This window comes from Aerolutibacter ruishenii (assembly GCF_007830115.1).
GTDB lineage: Bacteria > Pseudomonadota > Gammaproteobacteria > Xanthomonadales > Xanthomonadaceae > Aerolutibacter > Aerolutibacter ruishenii.
Genome location: NZ_VLKP01000014.1, coordinates 1 through 11,952, shown reverse-complemented (window position 1 = coordinate 11,952; position 11,952 = coordinate 1). Strand labels below are relative to the sequence as shown.

11 protein-coding genes are annotated in these 11,952 nt (G+C 67.7%); 2 read left to right on the top strand and 9 right to left on the bottom strand.

From position 1 onward, the window contains the following. Nucleotides 1-25 precede the first annotated feature (25 nt). From IP93_RS13915 to IP93_RS13900, 4 genes are read right to left on the bottom strand one after another with little or no spacing between them, the layout of a single operon-like run. The gene (locus IP93_RS13915) at nucleotides 26-952 is read right to left on the bottom strand and encodes a heme o synthase (RefSeq protein WP_144816709.1); all 927 of its coding nucleotides are present in this window, start codon (nucleotides 950-952) and stop codon (nucleotides 26-28) included. Continuing rightward, complete coding sequence (locus IP93_RS13910; RefSeq protein ID WP_144816707.1) at nucleotides 952-2,100, bottom strand: COX15/CtaA family protein; 1,149 nt, start codon at nucleotides 2,098-2,100, stop codon at nucleotides 952-954. The genes IP93_RS13915 and IP93_RS13910 overlap by 1 nt, the downstream gene beginning before the upstream one ends. An 8-nt stretch (nucleotides 2,101-2,108) precedes the next feature. Continuing rightward, nucleotides 2,109-2,672 carry a hypothetical protein gene (locus IP93_RS13905; RefSeq protein ID WP_144816706.1) on the bottom strand — a complete coding sequence of 188 codons (564 nt, stop codon included), beginning with the start codon at nucleotides 2,670-2,672 and terminating at the stop codon, nucleotides 2,109-2,111. Continuing rightward, nucleotides 2,669-3,388, bottom strand: a complete 720-nt coding sequence (locus IP93_RS13900) for an SURF1 family protein (protein WP_144816704.1) — start codon at nucleotides 3,386-3,388, stop codon at nucleotides 2,669-2,671. Before IP93_RS13900 ends, IP93_RS13905 begins: the two co-directional genes overlap by 4 nt. A gap of 93 nt (nucleotides 3,389-3,481) precedes the next feature. Between IP93_RS13900 and IP93_RS13895 the strand changes: the two genes are divergently transcribed. After that, complete coding sequence (locus IP93_RS13895; RefSeq protein ID WP_144816703.1) at nucleotides 3,482-3,688, top strand: twin transmembrane helix small protein; 207 nt, start codon at nucleotides 3,482-3,484, stop codon at nucleotides 3,686-3,688. A 127-nt stretch (nucleotides 3,689-3,815) separates the two neighbouring features. On the opposite strand, the gene IP93_RS13890 is transcribed toward IP93_RS13895, so the two are convergent. From IP93_RS13890 to coxB, 5 genes are read right to left on the bottom strand one after another with little or no spacing between them, the layout of a single operon-like run. Then, nucleotides 3,816-4,694: a cytochrome c oxidase subunit 3 gene (locus IP93_RS13890; RefSeq protein WP_144816701.1), complete on the bottom strand. Its 879-nt coding sequence runs from the start codon at nucleotides 4,692-4,694 to the stop codon at nucleotides 3,816-3,818. A gap of 37 nt (nucleotides 4,695-4,731) precedes the next feature. After that, a complete protein-coding gene (locus tag IP93_RS13885; protein WP_144816699.1) occupies nucleotides 4,732-5,352 on the bottom strand; it encodes a cytochrome c oxidase assembly protein in 621 nt (206 codons plus the stop codon). Next, the gene (locus IP93_RS15995) at nucleotides 5,349-5,483 is read right to left on the bottom strand and encodes a hypothetical protein (protein WP_277874044.1); all 135 of its coding nucleotides are present in this window, start codon (nucleotides 5,481-5,483) and stop codon (nucleotides 5,349-5,351) included. The genes IP93_RS13885 and IP93_RS15995 overlap by 4 nt, the downstream gene beginning before the upstream one ends. A gap of 25 nt (nucleotides 5,484-5,508) precedes the next feature. Next, on the bottom strand, nucleotides 5,509-7,125 hold the full coding sequence (gene ctaD / locus IP93_RS13880; protein WP_144816697.1) for a cytochrome c oxidase subunit I: 1,617 nt from the start codon (nucleotides 7,123-7,125) through the stop codon (nucleotides 5,509-5,511). Between the two features lie 29 nt (nucleotides 7,126-7,154). Beyond that, nucleotides 7,155-8,114 carry a cytochrome c oxidase subunit II gene (gene coxB, locus IP93_RS13875; RefSeq protein WP_144816696.1) on the bottom strand — a complete coding sequence of 320 codons (960 nt, stop codon included), beginning with the start codon at nucleotides 8,112-8,114 and terminating at the stop codon, nucleotides 7,155-7,157. Nucleotides 8,115-8,507: 393 nt separating this feature from the next. On the opposite strand from coxB, the gene putA reads away from it, so the two are divergent. After that, entirely contained in the window at nucleotides 8,508-11,738 is a 3,231-nt protein-coding gene (gene putA, locus IP93_RS13870) for a bifunctional proline dehydrogenase/L-glutamate gamma-semialdehyde dehydrogenase PutA (RefSeq protein WP_144816694.1), read from the top strand. Nucleotides 11,739-11,952: the final 214 nt, after the last annotated feature.

Sequence of the window (11,952 nt, the reverse complement as noted above, 5' to 3'; positions counted from 1 at the left end):
CAGATCCCGCTGACCTAGGCGGCGATCACGCCGCCTGCAGTTCCAGCACCGGCGCCGTCACCAACAGCGGCGCCAGCCAGTGATCCACCAGCAGGAACGCGAACAACACCATCAGGTAAACGATGGAGTAGTTGAACACCTTCATCGCGAACATCTCGTCCGGCGGATCCATCAGCTTCCACGCATACCAGACGAATACCAGGCCCAGCACCAGCGCACCACCGAAATAGAACAGGCCGCTCATCCCGGTGGCCCATGGCAGCAGTGTTACCGCCACCAGCAGCACGGTGTAGAGCAGGATCTGCCAGCGGGTATATGCCACGCCGTGGGTGACCGGCAGCATCGGCACCATCGCCCGCGCGTAGTCGGCGCGGCGGAAGATCGCCAGCGCCCAGAAGTGCGGCGGCGTCCACACGAAGATGATCAGCACCAGCAACAGTGCATGCGCCCAGTCCCATTCGCCCTGCATGCCGGTCATGGTCGACCAGCCCAGCAGCGGCGGTGCGGCGCCGGCCAGGCCGCCAATGACGATGTTCTGCGGCGTGGCACGCTTGAGGTACGCGGTGTAGACCACCGCATAGCCGATCAGCGAGGCGAAGGTCAGCAACGCGGTGATGGCGTTGACGAACAGCACCAGTACCGCCATCGACAGCGCCGCCAGCACCAGTGCAAATACCAGTGCCTGCTTCGTGGAAACACCGCCCACCACCAGCGGACGCCACGAGGTGCGCGCCATCTTCGCGTCGATGCGCTGGTCGAGGATCTGGTTGATCGCCGCGGCCGATGACGCCGCCAGCCAGATGCCGAGGAAGCCGAGAGCGCCGCGCAAGGCCTCTTCCCCGGTCGGCATGCCGTCGATGGCGAGCAGCATGCCGACCAGCGCGGTGAACACGATCAGCGCCACCACGCGTGGCTTGGTCAGGTCCCAGTACTGGCGCATCGACGTGGCCATCAGTGCTCCGGTTCGCGCAAACGCGCGAGCAGGGTGACCAGCACGAACAGCAGCAACACCGCGCCGGCGTTGTGCGCCACCGCCACGTGCAGGGGCAGCGCGAGCTTGACGTTTGCGATGCCGAGGCTCACCTGCACCAGGGTCAGCACCGCCAGCAGCGTGCCCCAGCCGCGCATGCCCGGCATGCGCAGCAGCCGCACCGCCAACAGCAACAGGTAGACGAACACCACCACCGCCATCATGCGGTGGCTGAGCTGGATCGCGATGCGCGCCGCGCCGTCCAGCACGCCGCCCTCATAGTCCACGCCGATGCCGCGCCACAGCACGAAAGCTTCACCGAAGTCGTGCGGCGGCCACCACTTGCCCACGCAGGTGGGAAAGTCGGTGCCGCACGACAACGCGGCGTAATTGGCGCTGGTCCAGCCGCCCAGCGCGATCTGCAACCCCAGCACCACCAGTCCGGCGATGACCCACTTGCGCAGCACCGGCGCATCCGCCTGGCGGATCGGCAGGTGCGTGGCCCGCCAGGCGAACCACGTCAGTAGCGAGAAGGTGAGCAGCCCGCCCAACAGGTGACCCATCACCACGATCGGCTTCAGCAACCAGGTGACCGTCCACATGCCCAGCAACGCCTGGAAGATGATCACCGCCAGCGTCAGCACCGCCACGCGGGCATGGTCCAGGTTGCTCCAGCGCAACGCTGCGAACAGCAGGATCGCCTCGCCCGCCACCGCAAGCACCGACGCCGCCACGTGCTCGCCGTGCATGTACAAGGGGATGGCGACGGCCACCAGCGCGCTTGCGCCGAGGATCTGTGCGACACCGAAGCGCCGGCGGCGCGCGGCCAACAGCGCCAGCGACAGCACCAACAGGCCCAGCGTCGCAGCGATGTGGCGGTGTACCTGCTCGCGCCAGGCCTTGGTGGTGTCGAACGGGCGAATCGCGGTGGCCGCGTGATCCACCGCTTCGTGCGTGGCGCTCGGCCAGGTGGCGCGGCCGTAGCAGGTGGGCCAGTCCGGACAGCTGAGGCCGGCGTTGGACAGGCGCACGAAGGCCCCGAACACGATCACGCACAGCGCCAACGCCACGGCCAGCCAGGCGATGCGGTGCAGATGCTTGTACGGGACGGGCTTCACGGGTGCGGTCATGCGCGGACTCACTTCAGTTTCAGCAGCTTGGCCATGTCGGCGCGCAGGCCGCCCGGATCGAAGCCGGGAGCGTAACGCAGTATGACAAAGCCATTCGGGTCGATCACGTACACCGGCACGCCCTGCGGATCATTGACACGCGGCAGGCCCCTGCTCAGCGCGCCGGACGGCTGTAGCTCATGCAGGCTGGCCGGGCGCACCGCACCGGCAGGCACATCGCCGATCCACAGCACGTGCACCTTGTCCGCATCCTTGCCGAACAGCTGCCACACCACGTCAATCTCGCGTGCAAGCTCCACGCAGGACGTGGTGCACGATGCCGGCGGCGCCAGTGCAATGCGCCACGTGCGCTCCGCCGGGTTCCACGCATACGGCTGGCCATTCTTGTCGATGGGCGTGACCGCGCGCAGGTCGCCCGGCGGCTGCAGCAGTTCGCCGTGGTTCCTGCTACCGGCCGGACGCCAGCCGGAGAAACGCAGCACACCGGCGAACAACAGGCTGCCAAAGAAGATCGCGAAGATCGCCAGCAACATCAGGCGATTGCGGCGGACGGTAGTGGCGTCGGGGGTCATCGGCTCCTCCTGCGGAACGTCAGTATCAGGGCAGTCACGAGCACCGTCAGCGCCAGCGCGAACCATTGCACGGCGTAGCCGCGGTGCTTGTCCGGCGGCAGCGTGTTGGTCAGCAGCGTCAGGTCGCGCGCATAACCCATGGGCATGTCGGGGTCCAGGCGCAGCACGCGTGGCGCCAGCGGCACGGACAACCCGGTTGCGCGCGCGATTTCAGCCACGTCAACGCGCGCCAGCAGCCAGCCGTCGCCGTGTGGGGCCAGCGCCGGTCCGATCGCCAGGCCGGGCGATGGCGGCGGCGCCAGCAGGCCGCGCACCGTGACCACGCCCTCCGGCCGCTCGATCGCCGGCAACTCGCGGTTGCCCGGCAGCGGCAACCAGCCCAGTTCGACCAGCAGCGGCGCGCCCTGCTCGGGGACGAAGATGCGGTAGGCGCGCACGCCAGCGCGGCCCTCGCGCAGTTGGTTGTCCAGCCACAGTGGTCCACGCGCATCGAACCGGCCTGGTCCCTCCGCCCACGCAACGGTGCCAGCGCGGGCCGGATCAGCGGCGGTGGCCAGCGCCGTCGGCACGCGCTGCGCCAGAACCCGCGCCGCCTCGTCGAGCATGGCCTGCTTTTCCACCGCGCGACGCGACTGCCAGGTGCCCAGGCCGGCAAAACCGCCGGCCAGCAGCAGCGCCAGCAGCCACCACACCAGAAGTTTCAGGCCCGCGCGCATGCCGCCCTCTCCCACAACTGCAATAATGGCCCATCTGCCGCGCACCTACGGCCCCTGACATTCCCACGCACCTGCGTGCACCGGAGTTCTGCCATGAAGACCCTGATCATCGTCGGCGTCCTGATCCTCATTCTCTGGAACCTCGGTGCCGGCCTCTATTACATGCTGGTGGACAAGGGGGAGAGCAAGCGCACGGTCAACGCGCTCACCAAGCGCGTCGCGCTGTCCATCGCGCTGATCCTTGGCATCGTCATCGCCGCCAAGATGGGCTGGATCGAGTTCCACGGCGTCGGCCGCTGATCCACTGCACCCGCCCGGCCGGCATCGCCAGCGGGTCGCGCGCGGCGGTACGGCGCGCATCACCCGGGTTCCAAACAACCAACGGGCCGGCAATCGCCGGCCCGTTGCATATCCAGCCTGTCGCCGCTTACAGCACGTAGACGAACAGGAACAAGCCCAGCCACACCACGTCGACGAAGTGCCAATACCAAGCCACCGCTTCAAACCCGAAGTGGTCATCCTTGGTGAAATGGCCCTTCAGGCAGCGCAGCCAGATGATCGCCAGCATGATCGTGCCGAGGGTCACGTGCGCGCCGTGGAAGCCGGTGAGCATGAAGAACGTTGAGCCGTAGATGCCCGAGCCCAGGGTCAGGTTCAGGTCGCGGTAGGCGTGGATGTATTCCTCGGCCTGGAAGAACAGGAACGTGGCGCCCAGCAGCACGGTCAGGCCCAGGAACAGCAGCAGCTGCTTGCGGTGGCCCGCCTTCAGCGCATGGTGGGCGATGGTCACGGTCACGCCCGAGGTCAGCAGGATCAGGGTGTTGAGCAGCGGCAGGCCCCACGCCGGGATCGTCTGGTAGGCGCCGCCGACGTTGCCCGGGCCGTTGCTCGGCCATGCGGCGCTGAAGCCCTCCCACAGCAGGCTGTTGGTCATCACGCCATCGCCTTCGCCACCCAGCCACGGCATCGCGTACTGGCGGGCGTAGAACAACGCGCCGAAGAACGCGGCGAAGAACATCACCTCGGAGAAGATGAACCACATCATCCCCATGCGGAACGACACGTCCACCTGCTTGTTGTAGTTGCCGGCGACCGATTCGCGGATCACGTCGCCGAACCAGCCGAACAGCACGCCGCACAGCAGCGCGATGCCGACGAAGAAGACCTCGTTGCCCCACGAGACGTCGTTGAACCAGCTGGCAAGGCCAACCATGGTCACGAACAGCGCGATCGAGCCGAGGAACGGCCAGCGGCTGCTGTGCGGCACGAAGTAGTGGTTGGCGTCTGGCGATTGGGCTTGGGCCATGGCGGCTGGTTCCGTTTCGGTAACAGTTACAGGAGGATCACGGCGCGGCGTGCGGCGAGGCGGATGCCCCGGGCAGCTGCGATGTGAGCGCATCGTTCTTGAAGAAGGTATACGACAGGGTGATGGTCTTCACGTCGTCCGGCAGGTTGGGATCGACGATGAAGCGCACCGGCATGTCCCGCGACTCGCCGGCCTTGAGCGTCTGCGCGGTGAAGCAGAAGCATTCGGTCTTGTTGAAGTAGCCCGAGGCGCGCGCCGGGGCCACCGATGGTACCGCGCTGCCCACCATGTCGCGGTCGCTGGTGTTGCGCGCGAAGTACGTGGTCTCGTACTGCTCGCCCGGCACCACTTCCATCGACAGCTGGTGCGGCTGGAACTGCCACGGCAGCTTGGAGTTCACGCCGCCGTCGAACTCGACCTTGACCGTGCGGGTGACCTTGGCGGCGCCGGCCTTGCCAAGCTCCACCGCACCACGCTCCAGACGGATGCCCAGCACCTTTTCGCAGGCCAGCCGGTACAGCGGCACCAGGCTGAAGGTGAAGCCGAACGCCAGCAGCGCGACCACCACCATCTTGCCCAGGCCCGCGCTGCGGCGGGCTTCGGGCTTGGCGCTGGTCGCTGCCTCCACCGGCAGCTGCGAGGGGTCGTGTGCGCTCATTGGCCCAGCACTCCCATCAGCAGGAACACCACGTACACCAGCACGGCGATCCCGCCGACGATCCACGCCGTCCGGCGCGCGCCCTTGCGGCGCGCGTCGAGGTCGTCACGGTTGGCGGGATTCGGGCTCATGCCAGTGCGTGCTCAGCGGTCCGGATCAGTGGCTGATGTCGCCGTGGGCCAGGTCGCCGTCCTTGATCACCGGCGGGGTCGAGAAGGTGTGGTGCGGCGCCGGCGATGGCACGGTCCACTCCAGGCCCTTGGCGCCTTCCCATGCGCGGGCCTCGGCCTTGGCGCCGTGCTTCTTCGAGTGCCACAGCACGAAGGCCATGAAGAACGGCGTGACGAACATGCCGAACGCACCGATCGAGCTGACCAGGTTCCAGTCCGCGAACACCACGTTGTAGTCCGGGATGCGGCGCGGCATGCCGGCCAGGCCCAGGAAGTGCTGCGGGAAGAACAGCAGGTTGACGAACACCATGGTCCACCAGAAGTGGAACTTGCCCAGCTTCTCGTTGTACATGCGGCCGGTCCACTTGGGCCACCAGTAGTACACCGCGGCGATGATCGCGAACAGCGCGCCCGTCACCAGCACGTAGTGGAAGTGCGCCACCACGAAGTAGGTGTCGTGGTACTGGAAGTCCGCCGGCACGATGGCCAGCATCAGGCCGGAGAAGCCACCGATGGTGAACAGGATGACGAAGCCGATCGCCCACAGCATCGGGGTTTCGAAGGTCAGCGAACCGCGCCACATGGTGGTGACCCAGTTGAACACCTTCACGCCGGTCGGGACCGAGATCAGCATGGTGGCGAACATGAAGTAGATCTCGCCGCCCAGCGGCATGCCCACCGTGAACATGTGGTGCGCCCACACGATGAACGACAGGAACGCGATCGCGGCGGTCGCGTACACCATGGCCTGGTAGCCGAACAGCGGCTTGCGGCTGAAGGTCGGGATGATCTCCGACACGATGCCGAACGCCGGCAGGATCATGATGTAGACCTCGGGGTGGCCGAAGAACCAGAAGATGTGCTGGTACATCACCGGGTCGCCGCCGCCGGCCGCGTTGAAGAACGAGGTGGCGAAGTACTTGTCGGTCAGCAGCATGGTCACGGCGCCGGCCAGCACCGGCATCACCGCGATCAGCAGGAACGCGGTGATCAGCCAGGTCCAGCAGAAGATCGGCATCTTCAGCAGGTCAACGCCCGGGGCACGCATGTTGAGCACGGTGGCGATGACGTTGATCGCGCCCATGATCGAGCTGATGCCCATCATGTGAATGGCGAAGATCGAGAACGCCACGTTGTTGCCGCCCTGCAGCGACAGCGGCGGGTACATGGTCCAGCCGCCGGCCGGCGCGCCGCCCGGGATGAACAGGGTCAGCAGCAGCATCGCGAAGGCGAACGGCAGGATCCAGAACGACCAGTTGTTCATGCGCGGCAGCGCCATGTCCGGCGCGCCGATCTGCAACGGGATCATCCAGTTGGCCAGGCCGACGAAGGCCGGCATGACGCCACCGAAGATCATCACCAGCGCGTGCATGGTGGTCATCTGGTTGAAGAACTCGGGGCTGACGTGCTGCAGGCCCGGTTGCGCCAGTTCGGTGCGGATCACCACCGAGAACCCGGCGCCGATGATGAACATGATGAAGCTGAACACCAGGTACAGCGTGCCGATGTCCTTGTGGTTGGTCGAGAAGAACCAACGCTCGATGAAACCCTGCTGGTGGGCATGGTCATCGTGGTGGTCAGCGACGGGGTGCGTGGCAGCCATGGCCTACCTCTATCTGTGATGCGTGACGATCAGCCGGCGACCGCAGCGTGCTGGGTAGCAGCGGCGGCCGTGGCGTCGGTGGTCGGGGTCTCGCCTTCGGCCGGCGCAGCCGGTTCGGCGGGCGCGGCTTCAGCCGGGGCGGCGGCGGGCACGACCGCCGGAGCGGCCGGCGCGTTCCTCGCCTTCTCGGCGGCCAGCCACTGCTGGTACTCGGCCTTCGGCACGGCCTTGACCACGATCGGCATGAAGCCGTGGTCCTTGCCGCACAGCTCGGCGCACTGGCCGCGGTACAGGCCCGGCTCGCGGATCTCGGCCCAGGCCTCGTTGACGATGCCCGGGATGGCATCCTGCTTCCAGCCCAGCGCCGGCACCCACCAGGCGTGGATGACGTCGTCGGCGGTGATCACGAAACGGATCTTGGTGTCGGTCGGCAGGACCAGCACGTTGTCCACGTCCAGCAGGTAGTGGTCGTGGTCGCCGGCGGCGATGACCTTGCCGCTCTGGCGCAGTTCGTCGCTCTTGCGGTCCAGACGGCTGGTGAAGGAGACGCCCTCGCCCAGGTAGTCGTACTTCCACATCCACTGGAAGCCGGTGACCTTCACGGTCATGGCCGACTCGCGGGTGTCATACATCTGGATCAGCTTGCGGGTGGCCGGGAACACCATCACCAGCAGCAGGACCACCGGGACCACGGTCCACAGGATCTCCAGCTTGGTGCTGTGGGTCAGGCTCTGGTCGGCGACCGCGCCCTTGGACTTGCGGAACTTGAACATGGCCACGGCCATGGCGCCGAAGACCAGCACGCCGATCGCCACGCAGATCCACAGCGCCAGCATGTGCGCCTCGTAGGCGTTCTGCGACAGGTGGGTCACGCCGCGGCCCATGTTGAGCTGCCACGGCTTGGGATCGGCGGCCTGCGCGTTCGCGAGGACCGGCAGGGCCATGGCGGCGCCACCGACTGCCCACTGCTTGATACGACCGGCTTTCATCAGATTCGAGCCCCGATAAATCTAAGAAGTGTTGTTGGATACCGCTTCGCAGGCTACCCGCTCCGGCCGACCGAGGCTTGCCCGAAGGCACCAGGGGACCGTCCGGAAAGGGATGGCTGGCAGGCCCGCGAGGGCCCATCACGCCGGGAACGGCGCTACGGATAACCGCGAAATGGTAGCCCCGTGCATTGACTTGCGGCAAGCGAGGAAATTTTTATTGTGCTTTTTGGGCTCGTGGAAGGCGGTTCCGGCGCCGCCACGGCGGTGCACGACGTGATCGGCATCACGCCTTCCGGCGGCCGTATTCCATACCGGGCCCGATCCTGTGACAGCCAGCGCGGACGCGCAAAAGCTCTAGAATATTGGGCTTCCCCCGGCAGTCCCGCGGACCAGATGACCGACCAATCCCTCCCAGGCGGCACCACCGCCCCCTCCGGCACCGCCGGCCCACTCATCGCCCCCGAGCTTCCGCCCCCCTCCACCGGCGCGCGCGCCGCCCTCACGGCCGGCTGGGTCCGCGACGAGGCCACCCACGTCCGCGCGCTGCTGGAGCAGGCGCGCCTGCCCGAGGCGGACCGCACCACCGCCCAGGCCACCGCCGCCGACCTGGTGCGCCGGGTCCGTGCCCGCGCCAAGGACCAGGGCGCGATCGAGGCCTTCATGCGCCAGTACGACCTGGGCAGCGAGGAAGGCGTGCTGCTGATGTGCGTGGCCGAGGCGCTGCTGCGCATCCCCGACGAGGACACCGCCGACAAGCTGATCCGGGACAAGCTGGGCGAGGCCGACTGGAAGAAGCACATGGGCCAGTCCGACTCGGTGCTGGTCAACGCCTCCACCTGGGGCCTGATGCTGACCGGCCACCTGGTCGACCTTGCCGACGAGACCAAGCGCGACGTGCACAACGCCTTCAAGCGCCTGATCGGGCGCGTGGGCGAGCCGGTGATCCGCCTCGCCGTGCGCCAGGCGATGAAGATCATGGGCCACCAGTTCGTCATGGGCCGCACCATCGGCGAGGCGCTCGCGCGTTCGCAGAAGGGCGCCAACGCCGCCTACCGCTACTCCTTCGACATGCTGGGCGAAGGCGCACTGACCACCAAGGACGCGCTGCGCTACCAGCAGGCCTACCGCGACGCGATCCACGCGATCGGCAAGAGTGGCCCCGGCGGCAACTACCTCGGCCAGGACGTGTTCGGGGTGCCGTCGATCTCGGTGAAGCTGTCCGCGCTGCATCCGCGCTACGAGCACGCCAAGCGCGCGCGCGTGTTCGCCGAGCTGACCCCGCGTGTGCTGGAGCTGGCGCAGCTGGCCAGGTCGTACGGCATCGGCTTCACCATCGACGCCGAGGAGGCCGACCGCCTGGAGCTGTCGCTGGACGTGATCGCCGGCGCGTACAGCGATCCGTCGCTGGACGGTTGGGAAGGCTACGGTCTGGCGATCCAGGCCTACCAGAAGCGCGCCCCGGAGGCGATCGACTTCATCGCCGACCTCGCCCGCCGCACCGGCCGCCGCATCCCGGTGCGCCTGGTCAAGGGCGCGTACTGGGACAGCGAGGTCAAGCGCGCGCAGGTCGACGGCCAGCTGGGCTATCCGGTGTTCACCCGCAAGCCCAACACCGACGTGTCGTACCTCGCCAACGCGCGGCGCATGCTCGAGGCGAGCGACGCGATCTACCCGATGTTCGCCACGCACAACGCGCAGACCATCGCCAGCATCTGGCAGCGTGCGAAGTCGATGGGCCGCGCGCAGAACTTCGAGTTCCAGAAGCTGCACGGCATGGGCGATGACCTGTACGCCGAGGTGATCCCCGCCAACCGCCTCGACGTGCCGTGCCGCGTGTACGCGCCGGTCGGCAGCCACGAGGACCTGCTGCCGTACCTGGTGCGCCGCCTGCTGGAAAACGGCGCCAACTCCAGCTTCGTCAACCGCATCACCGACGAAGCCGTCGCCATCGACGACCTGATCCAGGACCCGGTGCAGACCGTGTCCGCCTTCGAATCCATCGCGCACCCGCGCATCCCGCAGCCGGTCGACCTGTACCGCAGCTACGGCATTGAGAGGAGCAATTCCATGGGCGTGAACCTCGCCAACGACGACCAACTGCGCGCGCTGGCCGAGCAGGTCAACGCCGAAGCGGCCAAGACCTGGCGCGCCGCGCCGCTGGTGCCGGGCGCGACCGTGACCGGCGCGGACCTCGCCGTGACCAATCCCGCCGACCGCCGCGAGACCGTGGGCCACTGGCAGCCTGCCGACAGCGCCACCGTCGAGCTGGCGCTGCGCAACGCGGTGGCCGCGCAGCCGGCGTGGGACGCGACCCCGGCCGCCAGCCGCGCCGCGATCCTGGAGCATGCCGCCGACCTGCTGGAGCAGCGCATGGCGCAGTACATCGCGCTGTGCACCAAGGAAGCCGGCAAGACCCTGCCCGACGGCGTGGCCGAGGTGCGCGAGGCGGTCGACTTCCTGCGCTACTACGGCGCGCAGGCGCGCTCGCTGTTCGCGGTCGAGGCGCTGCCCGGCCCGACCGGCGAATCCAACACCCTGCAGCTGTCCGGCCGCGGCGTGTTCGTGTGCATCAGCCCGTGGAACTTCCCGCTGGCGATCTTCATGGGCCAGGTGGCCGCGGCGCTGGCCGCCGGCAACAGCGTGATCGCCAAGCCGGCCGAGCAGACCAACCTGATCGGCCATGCCGCGGTGAAGCTGCTGCACGAAGCCGGCGTGCCGGAAGGCGTGGTGCAGTTCCTGCCCGGCGATGGCGCCACGGTCGGCGCGGCGCTGACCAAGGACCCGCGCGTGGCCGGCGTGGCCTTCACCGGCTCCACCGACACCGCGCGCGCGATCAACCGTGCCTTGGCCGCGCGCGACGCCGCCATCGGCGTGCTGATCGCCGAGACCGGCGGCCAGAACGCGCTGATCGCCGACTCGTCCTCGCTGCCCGAGCAGGTGGTGAAGGATGCGATCGGCTCGGCGTTCACCTCGGCCGGCCAACGCTGCTCCGCGGCGCGCGTGCTGTTCGTGCAGGACGACATCGCCGACAAGGTGATCGGCATGCTCGGCGGCGCGATGAACGAGCTCAAGGTCGGCAACCCCGGCCTGCTGTCCACCGACGTCGGTCCGGTGATCGACGAGGACGCGCTGCAGATGCTGCGCGACCACGCCGAGCGCATGGACCGCGAGGCCAGCAGGATCGGCGAGGTGGCGCTGGACGCCGACACCACGCACGGCACCTTCTTCGCCCCGCGCGCGTACGCGATCCCGTCGATCGACGTGCTGCACAAGGAGATCTTCGGGCCGGTGCTGCACGTGGTGCGCTGGAAGGCCGACCAGCTGGACAACGTGATCGATGCGATCAACGCCACCGGCTACGGCCTGACCCTGGGCATCCACTCGCGCATCGACGAGACGGTGGAGAAGATCAGCCGCCGCATCAAGGTCGGCAACTGCTACGTCAACCGCAACCAGATCGGTGCGGTGGTCGGCGTACAGCCGTTCGGTGGCCAGGGCCTGTCGGGCACCGGGCCGAAGGCCGGCGGCCCGCACTACCTGCCGCGCTTCACCACCGAGAAGACCATCACCATCAACACCACCGCCGCGGGTGGCAATGCGTCGCTGCTGACGCTGGGCGACTGAGGCGCTGCCGGCGGGCGCTCACCGCACGGTCCGGCAAGTCGCGGCCCGTTATCCGCTTGGTTGCCGGACCGTACGGCGAGCGCCCCTCAAGGCCATCGCCGATTGATGGAGAAAAAAAGAAGGTTCTTCACCCAAGTCCGGGGAAGGCAGCCCGGATCTTCAGGAAGAAATAGGCGTCATCGCGGTAGCCGTAGGCGATGCGCTTGATGACCTT

Bases quoted from the DNA above. Each gene is read 5' to 3' on its own strand.
- putA (WP_144816694.1), top strand. From the start codon at position 8,508: ATGACCGACCAATCCCTCCCAGGCGGCACCACCGCCCCCTCCGGCACC.
- ctaD (WP_144816697.1), bottom strand. From the start codon at position 7,125: ATGGCTGCCACGCACCCCGTCGCTGACCACCACGATGACCATGCCCAC.
- IP93_RS15995 (WP_277874044.1), bottom strand. From the start codon at position 5,483: ATGAGCCCGAATCCCGCCAACCGTGACGACCTCGACGCGCGCCGCAAG.
- IP93_RS13900 (WP_144816704.1), bottom strand. From the start codon at position 3,388: ATGCGCGCGGGCCTGAAACTTCTGGTGTGGTGGCTGCTGGCGCTGCTG.
- IP93_RS13890 (WP_144816701.1), bottom strand. From the start codon at position 4,694: ATGGCCCAAGCCCAATCGCCAGACGCCAACCACTACTTCGTGCCGCAC.
- IP93_RS13915 (WP_144816709.1), bottom strand. From the start codon at position 952: ATGGCCACGTCGATGCGCCAGTACTGGGACCTGACCAAGCCACGCGTG.
- IP93_RS13895 (WP_144816703.1), top strand. From the start codon at position 3,482: ATGAAGACCCTGATCATCGTCGGCGTCCTGATCCTCATTCTCTGGAAC.
- IP93_RS13905 (WP_144816706.1), bottom strand. From the start codon at position 2,672: ATGACCCCCGACGCCACTACCGTCCGCCGCAATCGCCTGATGTTGCTG.
- coxB (WP_144816696.1), bottom strand. From the start codon at position 8,114: ATGAAAGCCGGTCGTATCAAGCAGTGGGCAGTCGGTGGCGCCGCCATG.
- IP93_RS13885 (WP_144816699.1), bottom strand. From the start codon at position 5,352: ATGAGCGCACACGACCCCTCGCAGCTGCCGGTGGAGGCAGCGACCAGC.
- IP93_RS13910 (WP_144816707.1), bottom strand. From the start codon at position 2,100: ATGACCGCACCCGTGAAGCCCGTCCCGTACAAGCATCTGCACCGCATC.